Source organism: Moritella sp. F3 (assembly GCF_015082335.1).
GTDB lineage: Bacteria > Pseudomonadota > Gammaproteobacteria > Enterobacterales > Moritellaceae > Moritella.
Genome location: NZ_BLRL01000016.1, coordinates 23,131 through 45,769 on the forward strand (window position 1 = coordinate 23,131; position 22,639 = coordinate 45,769).

The 22,639-nt window shown below is 41.0% G+C and carries 15 protein-coding genes; 7 read left to right on the forward strand and 8 right to left on the reverse strand.

The features are described from left to right. Nucleotides 1-16: 16 nt before the first annotated feature. From JFU56_RS19535 to JFU56_RS19560, 6 genes are all read right to left on the reverse strand, one after another. Nucleotides 17-1,765: a polyamine aminopropyltransferase gene (locus JFU56_RS19535; protein WP_198438931.1), complete on the reverse strand. Its 1,749-nt coding sequence runs from the start codon at nt 1,763-1,765 to the stop codon at nt 17-19. Nucleotides 1,766-1,937: 172 nt separating this feature from the next. After that, entirely contained in the window at nt 1,938-2,828 is an 891-nt protein-coding gene (locus tag JFU56_RS19540) for a DUF350 domain-containing protein (protein WP_198438932.1), read from the reverse strand. A gap of 77 nt (nt 2,829-2,905) precedes the next feature. After that, nucleotides 2,906-3,883 (reverse strand): CHAD domain-containing protein, encoded by a 978-nt coding sequence (locus tag JFU56_RS19545; RefSeq protein ID WP_198438933.1) that lies wholly within the window; start codon nt 3,881-3,883, stop codon nt 2,906-2,908. Nucleotides 3,884-4,001: 118 nt separating this feature from the next. Further along, the gene (locus JFU56_RS19550; RefSeq protein WP_198438934.1) at nt 4,002-6,398 is read right to left on the reverse strand and encodes a fatty acid cis/trans isomerase; all 2,397 of its coding nucleotides are present in this window, start codon (nt 6,396-6,398) and stop codon (nt 4,002-4,004) included. 232 nt (nt 6,399-6,630) lie between these two features. Next, nucleotides 6,631-8,193, reverse strand: coding sequence for an AbgT family transporter (locus JFU56_RS19555; protein WP_198438935.1), 1,563 nt, complete (start codon nt 8,191-8,193; stop codon nt 6,631-6,633). Nucleotides 8,194-8,630: 437 nt separating this feature from the next. Next, complete coding sequence (locus JFU56_RS19560; protein ID WP_198438936.1) at nt 8,631-9,251, reverse strand: PolC-type DNA polymerase III; 621 nt, start codon at nt 9,249-9,251, stop codon at nt 8,631-8,633. A gap of 117 nt (nt 9,252-9,368) precedes the next feature. On the opposite strand from JFU56_RS19560, the gene JFU56_RS19565 reads away from it, so the two are divergent. The 5 genes from JFU56_RS19565 (at nt 9,369) to JFU56_RS19585 (ending at nt 17,764) form a co-directional block, all read left to right on the forward strand. Further along, nucleotides 9,369-11,768, forward strand: a complete 2,400-nt coding sequence (locus JFU56_RS19565) for a Lon protease family protein (protein ID WP_198438937.1) — start codon at nt 9,369-9,371, stop codon at nt 11,766-11,768. A 203-nt stretch (nt 11,769-11,971) separates the two neighbouring features. Beyond that, complete coding sequence (locus JFU56_RS19570) at nt 11,972-14,155, forward strand: bacteriohemerythrin (RefSeq protein ID WP_198438938.1); 2,184 nt, start codon at nt 11,972-11,974, stop codon at nt 14,153-14,155. A 310-nt stretch (nt 14,156-14,465) separates the two neighbouring features. After that, nucleotides 14,466-16,076, forward strand: coding sequence for a methyl-accepting chemotaxis protein (locus JFU56_RS19575; protein WP_198438939.1), 1,611 nt, complete (start codon nt 14,466-14,468; stop codon nt 16,074-16,076). A 58-nt stretch (nt 16,077-16,134) separates the two neighbouring features. Continuing rightward, nucleotides 16,135-17,343, forward strand: coding sequence for a hypothetical protein (locus JFU56_RS19580; protein WP_198438940.1), 1,209 nt, complete (start codon nt 16,135-16,137; stop codon nt 17,341-17,343). A gap of 10 nt (nt 17,344-17,353) precedes the next feature. After that, nucleotides 17,354-17,764 carry a hypothetical protein gene (locus JFU56_RS19585; RefSeq protein ID WP_198438941.1) on the forward strand — a complete coding sequence of 137 codons (411 nt, stop codon included), beginning with the start codon at nt 17,354-17,356 and terminating at the stop codon, nt 17,762-17,764. 121 nt (nt 17,765-17,885) lie between these two features. Here the strand turns inward: JFU56_RS19585 and JFU56_RS19590 are convergent, their stop codons facing one another. After that, nucleotides 17,886-18,491: a short chain dehydrogenase gene (locus JFU56_RS19590; protein WP_198438942.1), complete on the reverse strand. Its 606-nt coding sequence runs from the start codon at nt 18,489-18,491 to the stop codon at nt 17,886-17,888. Between the two features lie 165 nt (nt 18,492-18,656). Between JFU56_RS19590 and JFU56_RS19595 the strand changes: the two genes are divergently transcribed. Then, nucleotides 18,657-19,541, forward strand: coding sequence for a LysR family transcriptional regulator (locus JFU56_RS19595; protein ID WP_198438943.1), 885 nt, complete (start codon nt 18,657-18,659; stop codon nt 19,539-19,541). Between the two features lie 198 nt (nt 19,542-19,739). On the opposite strand, the gene aspS is transcribed toward JFU56_RS19595, so the two are convergent. Then, nucleotides 19,740-21,524: an aspartate--tRNA ligase gene (aspS, locus tag JFU56_RS19600; RefSeq protein ID WP_198438944.1), complete on the reverse strand. Its 1,785-nt coding sequence runs from the start codon at nt 21,522-21,524 to the stop codon at nt 19,740-19,742. 371 nt (nt 21,525-21,895) lie between these two features. Here aspS and cmoA point away from each other — a divergent pair, with 371 nt between their 5' ends. Next, nucleotides 21,896-22,624, forward strand: coding sequence for a carboxy-S-adenosyl-L-methionine synthase CmoA (cmoA, locus tag JFU56_RS19605; protein WP_198438945.1), 729 nt, complete (start codon nt 21,896-21,898; stop codon nt 22,622-22,624). Nucleotides 22,625-22,639: the final 15 nt, after the last annotated feature.

Genomic DNA, 22,639 nt, shown 5'->3' on the forward strand with positions numbered 1-22,639 from the left:
TTAATACCCGCTGTCACTAATTCTTATACAATTCTGACTCAGTTTGCCACGCCGCACGGTTATAATCATACAAGACGCCAGAACCTAATCGATTAATCTCAATCTCGTCCATTTTGTCATAAAAATTACCGGGAAAAACAAACGATGCCAACAAAAATTGTTTATTGAGCCAATTAGATGGGACAGGCAGACTATCCATATCACTGATGCGTTTACTTGCCGATTTACCGCGTGTTGTCGCGATAGTCCAACCCCACTGACCAAATGACGGAATATTCCGTTGGTACTGCTCTACATGTAAAAAACCAGCCTCTTTGACTGTTTTACCGATACTCAAAAACGCCTTTTGTGCATGATAAGGTGATGTCGATTGTATTGCTAATGCACCATCTGCAGCGAGTAATTGACGCACTTGATTATAAAAGTAATCGCTATAGAGCTTATTCAAATCGGGGTGATTTGGATCGGGTAAATCAATAATAATAGTATCAAATTTAGCCCCTTCATCCAGCAGTTTTTCTACTTGTAAAAATGCATCGGTAGCAAATAAAGTTAACCGCGGATCCAGTAATGATGATTCATTTAAACCCAACATGCGTTGTTTTATATTTTCTGGCGCTGCATAGTCAACGGTATTAGCCCCAAATAAGGCCAATAGTTCAGCATCTAAATCCACTAAAGTGACCGCTTCAACAGGCCAGCGCAATACATTACGCAGCGCTAAGCCGTCGCCACCACCAATAATTAACACTTTATCATGGCGATTAGACGCCATCATTGCCGGATACACTAACAAGTCATGATATAGCTGCTCATCAACACTTGAGAACTGTAAATGACCGTTAATAAACAAGTCAGTTACCGGCTCTGCGTGGTTTTTCAAATAGCGTTCAGTCACCACCACATGTTGATATTTTGTCGATTGTGAATAGATCACTTTGTCTTTGTACAACACACTGCTTAATTCCGCCAGCCAGCCAGTACCTAAAGTGAGAATAATTGCGAATAATCCAACCAGTAATAAGTGACAAACAAACAACAATTTTGCCCAACGGATCTTGTCTTGATAACACCATAAAAACGCCAGACCCGCGATGATATTAAATAACGCAGTCCATGCAGCCGCCTCCATTATCGGTAACGACAACATGATCAAAACCCAAATAGCCGCGCAAATACCCGCACCAATATAATCAGCACCATAAATTGTACCGGCGTTATTCTCTAAAAATCGACCGTAAACCTGCTGACGCACTCGGGCAATCAACGGGATCTCCATACCAATAAAAATACCGAGAATTAAACCAAATACATAAGGCATGAATTTGGCTATTTTTTCTAGCTGTTGTGGTAGGTAACCATCAAGCACGACATTACTGGGTAAATTGAACGTCGCCGATAATAACTGTGGCAAGCTGTAACTTAAGGCTATCATCGCTGAAATAATCAAAATACAGCTCATACCAATTAAAGCAATCAAAGCCTCTAACCAAGCAAATGCAGTAAAGGCGTCTTTAAACCAACGCGCCATAAATGCACCAATACCCATCGCGACAATCATGGTACCGATCATCGCATAGATCGCACTTTCAACTGAACCTAATACCCTGCCCGCATAATGCGAAAGCAAATATTCATAGATCAAGCCGCAACCAGCAAGAATGATCATAACCGAAATTAATAACGCATCGTGAAACCACAATGAACGTTTACGCTGACGGGCTTGTTGGGCTTTATTATCGCTATTTACAACTGAGGGTTCCACACAATGCCTTACCGTAGTTTGAATGAAGTTTAATTGAGGTTTAAAAATGAAATCGAAACACAAACTTAAAAAGCCCAAACTCAGTAACATTCACAGTGTAATAACAACTGCAAAACGCTACCGAGTTTGAGCCATGTCTATGACTTAGATAAACTGATTACCTTATAGGGCATTAGCTGCCAAGTAAGGTTGCCATTGTCAGGCCGATTGAAAATGATATCGTTGCCGAAATCACTGCAACGCCAATGTTCTTTTGGCGAATGACTTCATCTGCAATATCAACACCAGACAAGATCACTTTAATGGTAATCAATTGTAAAACAGCGAAAATAGCCACACTAATTACAGCTGAGAATGCCCAATATGTCAGGCTAAGCGTGATATTGTCTGCAGCATAAGGTGCAAGACCAGTTGCCGCTGTAATAGCCAAACCTGAACCGATTAAGAAACCTGAATAACGAATACCAACAGCTAAGTTGTCATCTAAGATCAGTTGTTGTAGGCAATCACCTGTACGCTTGAACAAACTCACACGGTATTTGCTGACTAACAGCATAATGATATTGGCAACAACAAACGCCGCGATCACAACAGGTATTCCATGCCAGCCTTCTGTTAACACCCATATCAACGCTGAGCGCACAACAATAGCGACAGTGACAATATGACCAAAATCAACAAAAGCCGCCGTTACATTACCTTTTACAATCTCATCGTGTAAGCTAACTTTTTGCAGTGTCACTTTATCTTGGAAAAAATGTCCGGCTTTTATTAGCGCAATCGCTAATAAACCATAACCCGCCATTTGTGTTGCTTCTTCAAATAATGAATCTGCAAAGTCACCGCTACTAACGCCTGTTAATACGATTGCTAAGCCAGCTAAGCCCGCTGCGAAACTAATACCAAAGGCAAAATTATCACGTTTAGCAATTTCATCATTGGCATGTAAATTTGATACCCAGCCCTTGATCATTTTTAAACTCACAAATAACGCAATGATGACTGTAAAATCAATAATCAGTGCTTGTGTCGTCCACATCGTCAATCCATCAAACTCGTACATACTCAATCTCCATAACTTGTTCTTTTATTTGTTCAAGGCCGTCTGTTTACTTACGACAGTCTATTCACGCAAAGCATCTATTTACCGCGGCTGACACCACGCGATGTACGGCTACCACTATTTCTAAATGATCCGGTCTTGCTGGTCGCTTTATTACTGCTCGTAAACGACTTTTTCGGTTTAGAATAGCTGCTCGCTGTTTTAGTCGGCGTATAACTAGAACGACTCAGCCCAGCAGAACCCGAGCGTGTCTTCGCATAAGGTGAACTAAACGATTGGCCTTTACGTTGAAATGATTTACGTGTTTTAGTTTCAACGGCCGCTTGCTTGACGCTTTGCTTAGGACTTGTATAACGTGAACGGCCATAATCATTGTAATAACTATAACGACGATTTTGACTCCAACTCGAATAACCCACACGACCAGTTAAATCGCCCAACATGCGATACATACCGTACCACTGCCAGAAACTTGTGCCGTTACTGCCGCTTTGCCAATTACCGTAATTGGGGTTGCCAACCATCTGGCTACCAGCGCCATAATCAGCACCATCACCACTGCTTTGTTCAGCGTATTGACTAATTGCGCCAACACGAGCAAGTTGGCCGTCAGACATATCCGCGAGCACATTAATTGGATCCGTGAGTGCATCATTAAATAAGCTTTGTTTAGAGGCCTCGTTAATACGCGTCAATTCATCCAGCAATGAACCCGCATTATCGAGTGTGACCGTTTCAGCTCGCACATCATTGAGACGCATCGCCAGATTTTCATATAAAGGCCCCTTACGCGTTGCATCCTCTGCAATCAAGTCCGCGATACGAGTAAGCTCTGGCTTTTGTTGTTTTAGAACATGCGCATACTCAGATAACAATCTTGCATTACGAATTGAGCCGGTTTCAATTGCCGTGCCAAGTCGTTCAAGTGACTGCTCAGTAGTGAGCACTTGCTGCGTAATTGTCTTTTGTGTTTGTTCTAGTTTTGATTCACAGCCAGCTAACAGCTGTAAAATAAATAACAGACTTATTAACTTCCATGGTTTAATCATTGACATAAATGGCCACCTATCTTGCCCGCCGATTTTAATATAATCACGCCATCATCTGGCTTTTTAATATCCCGTTACTGTACGTTTTAAGCATCAAAAAATCAATTGCTTATAACGCTGTAAATTACCTATTTTGTAAGCGGTTATAATCCAATAAGCCTGCGTTAATAGGCTGTAACTGCTGATTAAGCGCTTGAATGGTATCACTGTGTGGCCAGAATCGAGGATCTGAGCGCCTAACACCATAATCATCTAACCAAGCACTATAATCTGTGGCAGTTTGCATCGCAGCTAAACGCGCAACAAATATCGGTAATTGTGCTGCATCTACCGTTAAGTACACGCCAGGATAATCACCAATAATGCCACTCACCACCGTTAGGGTATCTTCTGCCGGTAATAAATTCGATTCTTCATCCAATAAACTAGACATATTACTGTGAGCAACGTTCTTCACTAAGCTATAAACGCGCTTCTTATCACCATCATTCACCAATAATATCGCAGTTTCTGGCAACTGATTAACCGGTTTCCCCACCAGTGCCATAAGCACCTGCATCAATGCAACTTCTTTAGCGGGTGTACCTTCCTGCTCTAGTGCATATTGAGTTGGTAATACCTGCGCAAGATGCTGTTTCAATAAGCCGAACAGCTCTAGTTTATGAAATGGCGCTTTATGATCTTGTGTCTGGTAATCAATATCGCTGTCTTTGGCGACAAAATGATCACTCTCTTCTAAATATTTTTGTAAGCTAATGCCTTCATCACGATACCAATAATCATGCTCTTGCTGGCGACTGTCTTTAGGCAATAGGTTTAAAAAATTAAACTCCGCTTCCATGCGTAAAAAGTCCATATATAGGCGGGTATTCAATTGATGGCCAACATTACCATACACATCAAATCCAGCGACTAATAAATAATGGATACGCTCGAGTAAGGGATAGTCAATTAACCAAGCTGTTTTAGGTGCCTGCCCCACTAGCCCCTTCACCACAGTCGCACTATCAAAATGACGGAAAATAGTCAGTGCAGCGTTGTCATTCCCTTGCGGATTTTGATTCGCAGATGTGAGGTTTTCACCACTCCAAACCAAATGTAAATCTAATAATGACTCTTGATTAAATAGCTGATTAACTTTGCGTTTCTTCGCTTGTGAATATGCTTTTTGCGCTTGTGAATATTGATACCAAGTGACGACGACACCTGCGTTACTTTCCGATTCAGCAGGTAAGCGTAAATGCGCTTTCTGTTCAGAAAGAAAATTATCACTGTTCAGTCCGGCTTGGGCTTCACGTGTAACAAAAAACACCCAAAAATGATCATCAATTACATTAACCGCTATTTGACCACGACAAACAGGCCCTTTAATAAAGCCCATAATGGTATTTTGAGCCTCCTGTAGCATAAATTTGTAACGCGATTGCGCAGGTATTGCTTCAAAAGTGATGAACGGATTCGAGGCAACTTCCGGTTTATAGCTTGGTAAGCTGTTGACTTCATATTGTGGTTGTTCAAAAATTTCTTTAAATGTTGCCATACGCGCTGGATTTAGCGCATAAGGTAAATGTGTTTTAGCTAAAATAGTTTCACGTTCACGCTGCAAGCGATAATAAACACGTGCTGTTTTTGGGTCTTCATAAGGGCGGCGTGTGGCAATGATCTCTATTGGCATTCCCGGTGGGGTTTTCGAGCGTACTAATTTAAAATAGGCTGGTTCTGACTCACTAAAATAAAGATGAGATAGAAATAAATGTTCATAAATATAGCGGCTAACCAACTGACTTTTTAATGTGCTTTTATTCAGCCATTGTTCCCAATATGCTACTTTCGTAAGCTGCTCATCAGAAAGTACTGGTAAAGCTGACATTTTAGCCCCAGCTGACAGCCAAGACGTCAATAATGTGAATTCACCATTGCTCAGTGCTGGCAGACCATAGGGCATACCGCCTTCAGGATGTTGTAATGCGTAATCATCAAACTCACCGATGGTGCTACATTGCTGCTCTCGATTAAGCGAAAAGTCATAGCTTTCAGGTAATATGTTGCTAGTAACAGAGTCATGATTAAAGCTATCCTGCTGCTTTAATGCTAATGAGCGATACAGTACGCTGGCCATTAAATTAGCTTCATCGACTTGCTTACGTTCATTTAATACCGCAGAAAAGCCTTGCTCACGCCATGCCTGAGTCGATGTCGCATCTTCATATAATCGTGTGGGTGGAATAGCCAATAAACGTGAACCACTGTGTATCAATGACTTACTCAAACCACGCTCAATACCTGCTGGAGAGGTTAATTTTAATTGGCAAGGCGCATCATAACAGCCATGGCACACCACACAGCGTTGGTTAAGCAAAGGTTGAACTTCGTTAAGGTAAGTTGATGCCTGAGGGCTTATCGGGGAAACAGTGCGCACCTGAACTTCTTCAGTGCCATACATGACATCATAATTAGCCACGACAGCGGCGGCACAACCAGATAACAATACAAACAAAATAACAAAGACAGAACGAGACATGAGAATCCTTTCACTACTAATGCTTAAATATAAACCGTAAAATCCGACTGGCTTTATAATAAAGAGGACTGATCATGATATACCGAGCCAACTTATAAATACAAGTTGCACAATTATTTGCTCACTTTGTTATCAGTAATATAAATCTGGTATAAAAAAACAAAAAAAGCCAATTTAACTCTTTAATTAAATTGGCTTTAATGTTTAGTTTCATTAACTAAAGCGAGGCTAATTAGCCCATGCTATATGTATAAGGTGCTTGAATACCCAGTGGGATACCTAGCGCCCAATAACCAAGTAAGAAGATTGTCCAACCGATTAACATCGCAATCGAGTAAGGCATCATTAATGCTGCTAATGTACCAATACCAGAGCTCTTCATATAACGTTGTGTGTAAACAACAACTAATGGGAAGAACACCATTAGTGGTGAGATAATGTTAGACACTGAGTCACCAACACGATAAGCCGCTTGGGTAAGTTCAGGTGAAATACCAACAGCCATCAACATAGGCACAAGTACTGGACCGATTAATGCCCATTTTGCCGATGCACTACCAACTAATAAGTTAACAAATGCCGTCAATAAGATCATACCAACAATCGTCACCTGCCCCGGCATATCCATTGATTTCAATAGATCTGCACCAGACAACGCTAGTAATGTACCCAAGTTAGACTGGCTAAATGCCGCAAGGAATTGTGCGCAGAAGAAAGCCATTACAATGTAACCGCCCATAGTCCCCATAGTCGCTGCCATCGCTTTAATGACATCATCACCTGATTTGAACGAGCCAGAAACACGACCGTAAACAATACCCGGAATAATAAATAGTACAAAAATAAGTGGCACAATTGATTGCATGATCGGCGCTGAAAATGACGTTAATTCGCCTTCAGGTGAGCGTAATGGCGATGTTTCAGGGTATAACGCAGTAATTAATGCCACGATACCTGCAACCATAGTCCAACCCGCATAGCTAAATGCTCTTGATTCAGCGGTTGATAACACAGCTAAATTAGGCGCTTCTTCAGCGTCTGTATCAACAGGTGTTGCAGCAAGACGAGGTTCAATGATTTTTTCTGTTACGTACCAACCAACACACACAACAAGGATTGAAGATAAGCCAGTAAAGAAAATGTTTGCCAGTGGATTAACCACATAAGCAGGGTCTAATACTTGTGCAGCTGATTGCGTAAAGCCAGCAAGAAGCGGATCAATTCCCGATGGGATAAAGTTAGCCGAGAAACCACCAGATACACCTGCGAATGCAGCCGCGATACCCGCTAAGGGATGACGGCCTGCCGCATGGAAGATCACACCACCCATCGGGATCACTAACACATAACCGGCATCAGCAGCAGTATGTGAAATGATAGCCACCAAGATCAACATAGGTGTTAATAACTTAGCTGGAGTGAAGTTAAGCATTTTCTTCAAACCAGTATTAATAAAGCCAGATGCTTCAGCCACACCAAGGCCAAGCATAGATACCAGTACAATACCTAACGGCGCAAAACTGGTAAATGTAGTTACCATATTTGCAAGGAAAGAAGCCAGTGACTGCCCGGTGAGTAAATTATTAATCTCGATAGCTTGACCAGTGATCGGATGGATCATACCAAAATCAAACTGTGAAAATAACGCTGATAATAGCCAAACAATGACTAAGCCCCAAAAGAATAAAATCGCAGGATCAGGTATTTTGTTACCTGCTCGCTCAATTAAATTCAAAAATTTATCCATTGCCCCAGAGGGTTTATCAGGTGTGTTTGCCACAGCTTGCTTGCTCATTATAACTCCATCATTATTTGCATCGTACGATTAAAAGCCAAAAATAATAGCTAAATAGGAGCAATTTACAAGCGTATAATGCGGCCAATTACACCATCGAAAAACACCTGTATATAACAGAATAGGTATATTAGCGTTATGCACTACACTCACATCCCCCAACCTATCAACGGCTTATATAACGCTACTACATTGCAAATAGCGATATTTACGTCTACAAAAATAGTTATTTAAAGCAGTGTAAATTATTTACCTGACACTTTGACCTGTACGATTAACCAACGCAACTTAGTTATATTTAGTACATCTGTATCATTCGTATATAAACCACCACAGCACCTGCACATAATATAAATACTGCATAAATATTGCGTAGCTACGATGTCAGTTAACCCTAAGCCGTTAAATAGGATATTTGTATCACCGCTGCAGTTAAGTTATTGCTGATAACGACGTAAAAAAGTATCGACTGATTTCTTTGGCGTTTTAACTAACTTCTGTATTAATGGGAAAGGAATATAGGCCAAGTTATAACGTAATTTTATTTCATCTAGCATCACTAACCAAAGTTTCGTGGTCATTTCAGAATCAAATAACGCGCGGTGAAAACCACCGTCTGAGGGGATATTAGTATAGTTAATCAGTTCACCTAATTTATGACTCGGCGCGTCTTGAAAAATGCGTCGAGCCACCAGCAGCGAACAACTAAACTCACCATTATAACTGCGACCAATGCGGGTTAATTCAGCGTCTAAAAAACGCTTATCAAATGAAGCATTATGGGCAACTAAATTATAACCTTGAATAAAATCGGCAAAGCGGTGCATCACTTCTTCACAAGGCGCAGCATCTTCGAGCATGGTATTGGTGATACCCGTGTAATCAGCAATAAAACTACTGACACGACGGCCAGGATGCATCAACTCTTGAAAGCGCCCCGTGATCTCGCCATCTTCAATTTTTACCGCACCGATTTCAATCGCGCGATCCCCCATATCAGGAGATAACCCCGTGGTCTCGAAATCCAATATAATAAGGGTATCAGCGTTCACTATCATTCCTACGTACTCTCTCGTTGTAACTTATAAGTCAGCCATGAATTATAAAACAGTATGCTCACACAAGCGATCTATGTCTACACTAGGGGTAATAGCTGTTTTATAAGAGGGAACTGTATGTCGATAAAACCTCTAAGTTGTAGCCAATTATACAGAGCTGCAACACTCACCAAGCTTGCTGCTGACTGTAAGTCAACTAAACACCTGCAACCACTCGACCAAATTATCGGTCAAGATCGCGCACAACAAGCGGTTGAATTTGCCATGTCTATAAAAGAAAAAGGCTACAATATTTATGCACTTGGACACAATGGCCTCGGCAAGCGCACCATGATATTACGCTACCTTAACCGACATGATCCAAGTACCAACAACCAGCAAATTTTTGATTGGTGCTATACGGTTAATTTTGACGACGCCCGCATTCCCAAAGTACTAAAACTACCTGCAGGCACCGCTCATCAATTTAAAAAAGAAGTTGAAAGCCTTAGCCTACGCTTAGTCAAAGCCTTATCGATGACGTTTGATAACGAGATCTATTTTGCTCGCGCCGAAAAACTCAAAAATCAATTAGAAAGTAAACAAGAAGCGATATTACAAGATCTGACCAAATCAGCCGAACAACATAGCATTAGCTTAACGCTCACAGTGCAAGGAGATTACCAGCTCGTTGCCATGAACGACAAAAATGAAGCCTACTCTGAAAGTGATTTTAACGCGTTAACGGACAGCCAAAAAAAACGTTTTGAAACGAAGATCAGTGAGTTGGAAATAAAGTTACGTGGCATTATTCGCCAATTAACAATTTGGGAAGAAGAATTCACCGATAAGATCCAAAAGCTCGATGAACAAATAGCGCTGGACGTATTAGTGCATTGCACCACCCCATTAAAAGAGAAATATAGCCACTTACCCGACGTCAAAGCCCATTTAATTGCGATGAATAAAGACATATTAGACAATCTGGATATCTTTGTGGAAGACAGCGAGGATGATATCACCTTGGCTTATGCAGCGTTAGACAAAAAAATTCCACGCCGCTATCAAATTAACGTACTGGTTTGTCAAGAAACAAACACCTTCCCCATCGTCGTGGAAGAAAGCCCTAACTACCATACTATTTTTGGCTATATCGAAAACGCCACGTTTAAAGGCACCGTGTTCACCGATGCCTCTTTGATCCGAGCTGGTAGCTTGCATCGCGCTAATGGCGGTGTCTTAATGATTGACGCCATCAAAGTCCTCGAGCGTCCTTATGTTTGGGATGGTTTGAAACGCGCCTTACGCGCCAACAAACTTAGCCTCAGCTCACTGGAACGCGAGGTCAGCTTATCAGGCACTATCTCATTAGATCCCGAACCAATACCACTGACGGTTAAGATCATACTGTTCGGTGATTATCAGACTTATCAACTGCTACAACAATATGACCCTGAATTTAGAGAGCTATTTCGCGTCACCGCTGATTTTGAAGATGTCATGCCTAGAACAGATATCGCCGAAGCCAACTATGCTAAATTCATCTCGAGCATAGTGCACGACAATAATATGCTGCATTGCGACCGTAAAGCCATGATCAGGATCATCGAGTACAGTTCTCGCCAAGCAGAAGATCAAGACATGCTTTCCTTGCACTCTGTTGATATAGCTAATTTACTGCGCGAGACTAACTATTGCGCCCGACTCGCCAATGCCACCCTAATTCGCCATCACCATGTTGAACAAGCGCTGGCAAACAAACAGCAACGATCAGGTCGATTGCAAGATTATCTATTGCACAGCTTTATGAACGGCTCCACGCTCATTGATATTAAAGGCCTAGTAATTGGCCAAATTAATGCGCTTTCCGTCATTGCTACATCAGACAGTCAATTTGGTATTCCAGGTCGTATCACAGCCACAGCCTCTTTTGGTGAAGGGGAAATATTCGATATTGAACGGCAGGTAAAACTTGGTGGTAATATCCATTCTAAAGGGGTGATGATCTTATCCGCTTATTTAGCATCAGTATTTGGCCAGACTGACATCATTCCACTGACAACGCGTTTAACGTTCGAGCAGTCTTACGGTCAAGTCGATGGTGACAGCGCCTCACTCGCCGAATGCTGCGCCATTATGTCGGCATTTTCACAACTGCCATTGCGGCAGGATATAGCCATCACAGGTTCCATGGATCAGTTTGGCCATGCGCAGCCTATCGGCGGCGTCAATGAAAAAATAGAAGGCTTCTTTGATGTGTGCTCATCGATTACAACACTATCAACACAAGGGGTTATTATTCCACGCGCTAATGTCCACAATTTAATGTTAAGGAGCGATGTCATTGTCGCAGTTGAACAAGGTCGATTCCATATTTGGGCAATTGATCATGTCACCGAAGCGATTAATTTACTCACTAACATCATCGCAGGCTCAAGGAACAACAAAGGAGAATACGCACATAACTCGGTGTTTGGTATTACCCAAAACCGATTAACCGGCCTACGAAAAGATAATAGCGCCACAGCAAGCACATAAACCGACGTAGTTTAATAAATACAGGGATAGTAGTTACTTACCGATATCGCATTCATCCCCTATAAAGATAAAGAAACATGAACAAATATGAATAACCCTAATAAAAACACTCATTTAGGATTGTTCTACAGCTAAATATGTTGACATAAATAAATGAAATTTTATACTGCAAGCTCTTTAGTCAATGGTAAGTAGTCGCTCTGATGATTAGTCTCGAATGGAATGAAGACATGTGTGTTGGTATCGATGAGATTGATGCCGACCATAAAAAGATCCTTATTATTATAGCCGCTATAATCGATGCGATTGATATTAATGCGAATGTAGAAACAATTGAAAAACATTTTGCAGAACTTACCGCTTGTATCGTTTCACACTTTAAACATGAAGAAGCGTTAATGAAGACAATGGGGTTCGAAGATTTTATTGAACACCAAAAAGGTCATCACCAATTTTTAATACAACTACCTGAATTAAAAAACAAACTGCTTCACTCTAATAATGCAGAGGCCGCTGGCGAAGTTAGCCAATTTTTATATGATTGGGTTATTGAACATATCCTGATAGCAGATATGGATTATGTACATGCCTTTTACAGTGAAGAAAAGCGTCGCGTCTCGTTTAAAGCCATATTTCAGCGCGCTTCTGAATGGCTAAGCCATCGTGTTAACATTTCAACACGCGTACTTATTACGTCATTATTACCTATCTTTGGTATATTATTCCTCAGCTTTATCGCCATTAAAGACAACTACCTACAGTATAAAAATATGCTGCTATTAGACAACCTCACCGAGATCGTCCAGCAAGTGAATTCACTCACACACAATTTGCAAGTAGAACGCGGATTATTATCCAGCTATATCAGTTCTGACTATCAACGATTTTCTAAAGCGCTTGCAGCCCAACAATACAAAAGTAATGAAGAAATATATGCGTTCACCACATTACTCAACTCACGTAAAGCGCTACTAACAGAGCCAATGTTAATCGAATTTATTAACTCAACCAAAATTGATATTGCCGAGTTGATCATATTTCGAAATAGCTTAAAAAATACAACAATTAGTAGTGAACAAATGCTTACAGGCTATAACCTGATTATTGGCAAACTATTATCACGTGTAAATCGTTTATCACAAATAGAAATGGATTCTGAATTTGCTAATAACATTACAGCGATTAATGCCATTGTTGGATTAAAAGAGATCCTCGGTCAGCAACGAGAACTCGGAACATTACTCATCGATGATGATCTCTCTAAACATGAATTAATGCACACTGAACGTTACAAGCAGCTATATATGCAGCTTGGCATGCAGCTTAATGCTATTTTTATTTTTAATTATTCAGCCACTCCAGATCAACAACAGGCTTGTGGTAAGCTATGTAATACAGCAGAACAAAAAGCATTTATTAACAATACGATTGAAGACTTCATGCTCAAACCAGAAAGAGAGCAAAACAGTCAACGTTGGTTCCTGCAGCTAACCAATCGCATTGATGATATCGAAATAATTAGCGATAAAATCATCCATGATCTCGATATTAAAACACAATTAAAACTCGAAAAATTAGAATCTAGGTTCTATCTAGTTATTATCATTATTAGCACGATTGTTGTCTTGAACACCTTATTTTCGACTATTTTATATCACAGTGTCATCACCCCCATTCGCCGAATTACCCATGCCTTAAAGCAAGTTACATTAGGCCGCTATAACCAACAAATGAATGAGTCTACGTCTAAGGACGAAATAGGCGCCATGTATAGTGCGTATGAAACATTACGCAGAAAACTATTACAGGCTGACATGTCAAAAAACATTATTAAACGTCAGCAACAATCATTACTCGACCGTCGTAAAGAACGAGATAGATACCGAGAATTAGCATCAAGAGATACCTTAACAGGCGCATTAAATAGACGTAAGTTTAACTTGGTCCTCAAGCAGGAGATCAACTTTGCCAAACAAGATAAGCAAAAGTTGTCATTATTACTGCTCGACATTGATCACTTCAAACGTATTAATGACACTTATGGTCATGCGGGGGGCGATCAAGCGCTGCGAGAGTTTTATGACGCCTGCTTTAATAGTGTTAAGTCATCAGATATCGTGGCCCGTATTGGCGGTGAAGAATTCGCTATATTAATGCCGGAAACGGATAACGCTCAAGCACACGTGATAGCAGAGCGACTGCGTAATAACATCCAAGAACTGCTGATCTCTTATGGTCAAGATACGATACGACTAACAGTCAGTATTGGACTCGCGCAATGGCACGAGTACAACTCCTTTAACGTCGATGAGTTTATCTCTCATACGGACAAAGCACTTTATCAAGCAAAACGTAACGGTAGAAATTGCATTGTAGCTGCATCTTAACCCTGCAATACGGATCTCAGGTTAGAGTTTAAACCCTACTTTGGTTAATTAATGATCGAACCCCACTTAATCTTACACCTCGCTTACACTTTGTTACGTTTTTTCTACATCTCACCACATAATCATACATATGGTAGATAGCCTTACCACTAACAACATTATGACACTTGAAATTAGCAGTTAAGTATCAATGTGTTAGTTGTACCATAAAATAACATAGCATAACTAAAACTCGGGTTATGTTAACGATAACACAAACCTAATATAGACTGTTGTGTACTATGATGCTCCTAGGTTAAGGAGAACCAGTATGCCGCTAAAAATTAAATTTATTATTTTCACTTCATTTATTTTCACTACATTTGGTTCCTCATTTTATATGCAGGGGCAACTAGATCGGATCGTGAGTCAAAACTTAAACCGCGTACAAACAGATTATTACCCAGCATTAGAAATTGCCATCACCAATAACAATTTACTGCAGCAATTTGACCAACAAATAGAAACAGCAGTCATGTTAGCGGAAGAAGAATACATCGAATCAGCACAAGATATTGTCAAGCAAATCGATGGTAATTTGAAACAACTCAACCTCATCTCAAAAGCATACACAAAAGACGTGCAAGTATTAGACACAGCACTATTAGCGCACGCTAAAAAAGCCTCGGATGTCGCTTACTATTTCATTGATGGTGAGATAAGCAATGCTGAGTTATCTTTGCTTGCACAGGCTAACGTTAAAAATTTCAATCTGTTAGTGACTCACTTTCAAGATATCAAAAATCAATTAGAGGCTGAGTTTGAAAAAACAATTAGCGCGACGTTAGCTGAAACCCATATCGCCAAACAACAATTCTTTTGGTTCAATATTTTCAGTTTATTCATTTTAATGCTGGCAGCTTTGTACGCTTGGCGTTCGAGCTCAACCATGAGTCGAAACTTGCGCCGTGTTAGCAGGTCTTTACAAGGTTTTGCAGAAGGCGACGGCGATCTATCAGTACGTATTGATTATAAAGGTAAGGATGAACTGGCTGAGCTAGTTACTTGGTTTAATTTATTCGTCGAACGTCTACAAGGATCAATGCAAGATACCGCGAATAATATAACGGCGTTAGCAAACATTACAGACCAACTAAACAATAACAGCCAACGCAATTTAACCTGCTCGCAAAAACAATCGCAAGACGTGACAGAAACATCATCAACGATCAGTGAGATGTTAGTCGCAATCAGCTCTATTACCGACAACGCGATATCAGCATCGCAAACCACAGTAGCCGCGAATCAAGATGCCATTGACGGTAACGCAGTCATTGAAACAACGATTGAATCGATCACCCTACTCGCTAGCGATGTAGAAAACAGTGCAGACGTTGTAAGTCAATTACTGACCTTCACCGCGAAAGTCGGTGGTGCAATCAATATCATCGGTGAAATAGCGGAACAAACTAATTTATTAGCACTAAATGCCGCGATTGAAGCTGCTAGAGCCGGTGAGCAAGGGCGTGGTTTTGCTGTTGTTGCTGATGAAGTGCGTAATCTCGCGTCAAGAACACAAGCATCGACAGCTGATATTAAGCATATTTTAGACGACCTCAATAAGATATCACGCGCAGCCTCAACAGCCATGAATCGTGGTGTTACTCAAGCCAATAAAAGTGTCGCCGAATCCTACAATGCCGTTGAAGCACTGGCGAGTATCACGACAAAGGTAAGTGCCATCAACGAAATTAATGAACGTATCGCAGCGGCTGCAGAGCAACAGCGTAGCGCTTCAAATCTCATCGAAACCAGCATTGGAAGTATCGCAGACAATGCGAGTGACGTAAAAAACAATGCCGATGAATTAGAGCAAATCACCGCACAAGTACAGACGCTTAACCATCAATTTCAGCATTTAACCAAGCAGTTCAGGCTCTAATTTTTAGTAATGAACAATCAAGATTAACGATAAGCCATAAGGGAATAGAGGCATTAATATGCAAAAAACAATCATCACCACAGCTATCATCGCAGCGATAACAAGCTCAAGTGTGCACGCAAGCGACACCACTGAAGACGTAGCCCAACTGCAACAACAAGTCACTGCGCTTAGCAGCTTAGTGGCCAATATAAACAAAAATACGGTTCACGTGAGCGGCTTTGCCTCGGGTGCTTTTGGTATTGCTAATAACGATGCGGGTTATGCTGGGTATACAACGGATGGCAGTTATCACGAAGATTCTTTATTTGGTGTACAAGCCACTTTTAAACCATCAAAACAGTTTGAGGCTGCAATTCAGCTCGTTGCTAAGGGTGAACTCGATTGGGCGCCAAAAGTAACGTCAGCTTACATTGGTTACACGTTTGATAATGCTCTGAAATTACGTGCGGGTAAATTACGCCTACCGTTATTCATGCTATCTGATTATTTAGATCTTGGTTACGCACAACCTTGGGCTCGCAGCCCAGAAGAGGTTTACGGTCGCGTACCAATTACATCATTTACCGGTATTGATGCGAATTATGAGATTGAACTAGATGATTCATACATTAATCTACAAGCCTTCACCGGTAATGAAGAAATGAGTGATGAAAGCTCTGCTGGCGGTGCCGGGAGTGTTGAAGATATAGTAGGCCTAGTGACGTCTTGGTATGATGATTATTGGACTGTACGCGCGAGCTATACCGTGGCAACAGTGAAAGATGTCAATTTTAGTAAAATGCTAATTGATACTAATCAGGATGGAATACCTGACACAACGATTTCAATTTTACCCGATATTGATTCAGAGTCAGGTTCTTATGCCAGCTTTGGTATTCGTTATGAAGATGAAAACTGGCTAGTCATGGGTGAGGCAACCCAGACTCGCGTTGATGGTTACTTTTCGGATTCCAACGCTGGTTATGTCACTTTAGGTTACCATCTCAATCAAGTAATGCCTTACGTGTCACTAGCTCGCTTAGAAACCGTGGATAATGAAGAACGTGAATCACTAACAGGCATGCATAAAATAACTTCACAATCATTAACTTATCAACGTAATGCTTACAGCATAGGTACGCGTTGGGATATTCAACCAGGTTTAGCGATGAAGTTCGATGTAACTTACGCAACGAAATTTGGCGATACTGATGGTGGTTTAACTACAGGCAACGGAGAAGACAGCACGACTGTATTCACCGTTAAAGTCGATGCGACATTCTAAGGGGCTAATCATGAAAAAGAACATACTCATCTTACTGCTTAGCGCATTATTTACATTCCCAGCGTTTGCAGACATCGTCATTGTCGGTAACCCATCACTACCTGATGGTCTAACTAAAAAAGATGCTAAGAAAATTTTCTTAGGTAAAAAGAATAAATTTATCCAAGGTGATCTATACGTAATTGAGCTGATATCAAGTAATCCGATGAAAGCAAAATTTCATAAGAAAGTAACCAAGAAGAGTTTAGCACAATTGGAATCGTACTGGTCAAAGCAACTGTTTACCGGTAAAGCAACACCACCAGTGGAAGTGGCTAACGCCAATACAGTCAAAGCGACCATCAGCCAACATGCTAATGGTATTAGCTATATGGATGAAGCAGACGTAGATAGCAGTGTAAAAATACTGTTTAAGCCTTAGCAATCAACGAGGCGTTAGCTACTACAGCACCAACTTTATCTACAATTAAGCAGGTGGAATGCACCTGCTTGATTGATTACTGATGAATTCGCTTACATCAATGAACTAATACAGCTTCATATTACGCATCAACAAAGATAACCTCACCGTTGATAAAGCCATCTACTGAACGTTCAAACGCTTTACCCACTAATGCGCTTGGCACAGGTTGGAATCCAGCCATCATTTCGCCGTAAACATCCCACGCTTCAGCAAGTACAGTTGGGTTAACCACGTTGATACGGGTATTACGTGGCATTTCTAGCGCTACACATTTCACAAATGTATCAATCGCACCGCTAGTTGTTGCATCAGCAATCGCATAAGGAATTGGTTTAACGTTTAAGATACCGCTGATTAAAGTAAATGAACCAGCATCAGCAATGTATTCTTGGCCAATACGCACAAGGTTAATTTGTCCCATCATTTTACTCATGACAGTGGTCATCCACTGCGCTTCTGTCATCTCTGTAAAGCTGGCATATTCACAAGCACCTACGGTGTTTACGATAGCGTCAAAGTGCCCTACTTTTTCATATAAAGCGCGGATAGACTCTTCATTGGTAATATCAACAATGTGGTCAACATCACCAGAACGACCAGCGGTAATAACTTTGTGGTTACCTAACCCCATTAAAGCTGCTTGACCTATTTTACCCAGTGCACCGATTAGAATAATTGTTTTCATGTTGCTCTCCACTTATTAAGTTTGTTTCGATGGAGTCATGATAGATAACTACAGCTACAACTTGAAACAATGATTCATTGTTAGTAATACAATATTTACTTGGTATGTGATAATTTAATAGACATGAAATGATGTGTTATCAATAGATGCAGTGAGGGGATATTTTTGAGTAAATTAGACCGACTAGACATAAAACAGCTAAGGATTTTTCAAGCAATATACCGTGAAAAAAATGCCTCAAAAGCTGCGTCGCAATTGGGTATGACCCAGCAAGCCGTGAGTGAACATTTAAAGAAATTACGCGATGTATTTAATGATCGCCTATTCTTAAGAGGCTCGAAAGGTTTCACTCCAACGCCCTTTGCCGAAGCATTAGCGATTAATGTAGATAAGTTGCTAATTGATTTTAAAGCCTTATTAGCTCCTACTTCATTTGATCCAAAAACCATCTCTGGCATGTTTGTCATTGCAGCCACCGATTACGCCCAGCAAGTGCTGTTACCAAGCTTGGTCGCGACATTAAGACAGCAAGCGCCAAATTTAAAATTAATCGTCAGAGATTTTGAAATAGATAAGCTCGATGAACTAATGGAAAGTGGCAAAGTAAATTTGGCAATCGCGTTTCCAGATTACATTCCCGAAAGCTACCCTGTACTGAAGTTATTTGAAGAACATCATGTGTGTGTGGCATCGCCGAATTCATCGATTGCTCATACCGACCCGACGTTAGCGGACGTTGCCAGTTACCCCAGCATTATTGCCTCACCCTCGCGCCCTAATTTCAAAGGCTCTATAGATGATTGGTTTAAGAGCTTTGGCTTAACTCGCAACGTAGTGGTATCCGCGCCTTGTTTTTCTATTGTACCAATGTATTTAAACACCACAGACTCCATCGCATTTCTACCATCGAGGGCGATTAAAGGCTTAGATTTAGTTGAAATATCACTAGCTCATTCACCCGACAAGTTTGATGTAATAGCCGCTTGGCATCCGCGTTATAATAACGATGCATTACAACGCTGGGTGATCTCGCTACTGGATGTAGAATAATAAATAGCTCAATACTCTAAACTCACTCGATGAGTATCAATTTTTAATGCGTTGCCCTGCAGCATTTTAAAAAGCTCGGTCTGCATGCAATCTCGCCTGTAAGCATCCATAAAAAAACGGATATAACCAAAGGCTATATCCGTTTTTTATTACCTTCGATTAAGTTACATTAATCACCGCTATTCGCAGTGAATAAAATTACTCAGCGTCAGTCGCTTCCTCTTTTTCTTTCTTCACTACAGCAATGCTTAGCTCTTCAAGTGATGCAGGGTTTGCTTCACTTGGTGCTGATGTTAATAAACACGCAGCTGTTGTAGTTTTAGGGAATGCGATAACGTCACGAATGTTATCAGTACCTGTTAGCAACATCGCTAGACGGTCTAAACCAAATGCTAAACCAGCATGTGGCGGCGTACCGTACTTAAGTGCTTCAAGTAGGAAACCAAACTTGTCTTGTTGTTCTTGTGCTTCGATACCTAAGATTTCGAATACCGCTTTTTGCATTTCACCTTTGTGAATACGCACAGAACCGCCACCAACTTCATAGCCGTTAATAACCATGTCGTATGCGTCTGAGATTGCGTCAGCAGGGTTAGCTAGTAACTCTTCTGCGTCAACGCCCATAGGTGCTGTGAATGGGTGGTGAACCGCGTGTAGGTTACCTTCGCCATCTTCTTCAAACATTGGGAAGTCAACAACCCAAAGTGGTTTCCATTCGTTTGTAGTAAGTTCTAAATCAGTACCTACTTTAAGACGAAGTGCGCCAAGTGCTTCAGTTACAACTTTGTTTGTATCTGCGCCGAAGAAAATGATATCGCCGTCTTTCGCGTTAGTTCGCTCAAGTAATGCAGTGATAACGTCAGCAGTTAAGAACTTAGCTACTGGAGACTGTACGCCTTCAGCGCCAGCTGCTACGTCTTTCACTTTCATCCATGCCATGCCTTTCGCGCCATAGATGCCAACAAATTTAGTGTATTCATCAATTTGCTTACGAGAAAGTTTAGCACCACCAGTAACACATAATACCGCTACACGACCTTTAGGGTTGTTAGCAGGTTCTGCAAATACTTTAAATTCAACATCTTTAAGAATGTCAGCAACGTCAACAAGCTCTAACGGGTTACGTAGATCAGGTTTATCTGAACCGAAACGACGCATTGCATCAGCATAAGTCATGCTTGGGAACGCTGGTAATTCAACGTCCAAGATTTCTTTCCACATGCTTGTGATTAAACGTTCAGTCACTTCACGCACTTGTGGGGCAGTCATGAATGAAGTTTCGATATCTATTTGCGTGAATTCAGGCTGACGGTCAGCACGTAAATCTTCATCACGGAAACATTTAACAATTTGGTAGTAACGATCAAAACCAGACATCATCAACAGCTGTTTAAATAACTGTGGCGATTGTGGTAAAGCGAAGAATTGACCTTTATGTGTACGGCTTGGTACAAGGTAATCACGTGCGCCTTCTGGCGTTGCTTTAGTTAGCACTGGTGTTTCGATATCTAGGAAACCGTGGTCATCCATGAAACGACGTACGAAGTTACTTGCTTTAGCACGGATCTTTAAACGGTTGCTCATTTCTGGGCGACGTAGATCGAGGAATCGGTGCTTAAGACGTTGTTCTTCACTATTTACTTGGTTGAAATCAAGCGGTAGAACGTCTGCTTTATTGATAACTTCAAGTTCTAGACCTTGAACTTCAATACCACCAGTAGCCATGTCTTTGTTTACTTGGCGTTCGTCACGTGCGCGAACTTTACCTGTGATTTTCACACAGAATTCGTTACGTAATTGGCTAGCACGTTCAAATACAGCTTCTACATCTGGATCATAAACAACTTGTACAATGCCTTCACGGTCACGTAAATCGATAAAAATAACACCGCCTAAATCACGACGACGATTAACCCAACCACACAATTCAACTTGCTGGCCGATATGTGCTTCATTTACTTGTCCGCAATACACTGTGCGCATCTGTATAATCCTACTAATCGATGAATCGGGTAGCCACTTTGGCAACCCTCAAAAAATTACCGTTATTGTAATAGAAATTAGCACCGCAACCAATACTTATACTCAAACAACGTAAAGTTATCCCTAAACTGCTCGGAGTTACTCCTTCACAGCGCGTAAATGCGTTGATTATCTCGACCGCCATTGCTCCCTGCTGGTTAAATAACCGTTATTTTATTAACAAAAAACACATTATTAGCGCTGAAAAAACCAACACGAGCGCGAAACAAGCAAATTAATCCGTCTATATGGTGTTTAGCTAGAGACAAAGCCAGTCAATTTAACTAAAATATGCCGCCTTATTTTGCTAATTTTTATTGCAGGTTATAACAATGCAACAACGCGATCAGATTTTCTCAGCCCCGTTAGATCAAATCGGTGATTTCACCTTTGACGAACGTGTTGCAGAAGTATTTCCGGATATGATTAAACGCTCTGTACCCGGTTACTCAAATATCATTTCTGCGATTGGCATGATGACCGCGCGTTATGCGCAAGATAATACCCAACTTTATGATTTAGGTTGCTCACTGGGCGCTGCGACGATTGCTATGCGCCGTAACGTACAAGCAAGCAACTGTAATATCGTAGCGATAGATAACTCACAAGCCATGCTAGAGCGTTGTGAGCGCCATTTATCGGCTTATAAAAGTGATACGCCAGTACAAGTATTGTGTGACGATATTTGTGCAGTGGATATCACCAATGCATCTATTGTGGTGCTGAACTTTACCCTGCAGTTTATTCCATCAGCAGAGCGCCAAGCACTTCTTGCTAAAATTTATGCCGGTTTAGTCCCAGGCGGTATTTTGATCTTGTCAGAAAAATTCTGCTTTGGTGATGAAAACGTCAATGATTTGCTGATTAATTTACACGAAGATTTTAAACGTGCTAATGGTTATAGCGAGTTAGAAATCAGTCAAAAGCGCAGCGCGATTGAAGATGTGATGCGTCCCGATAGCATAGAAACTCATTTAAAACGACTTAAAGAAATTGGCTTTAGCAGCGCAAACTCTTGGTTCCAGTGTTTTAATTTTGGCTCTATGGTTGCGATAAAATAGGGTTGCCATTAAATC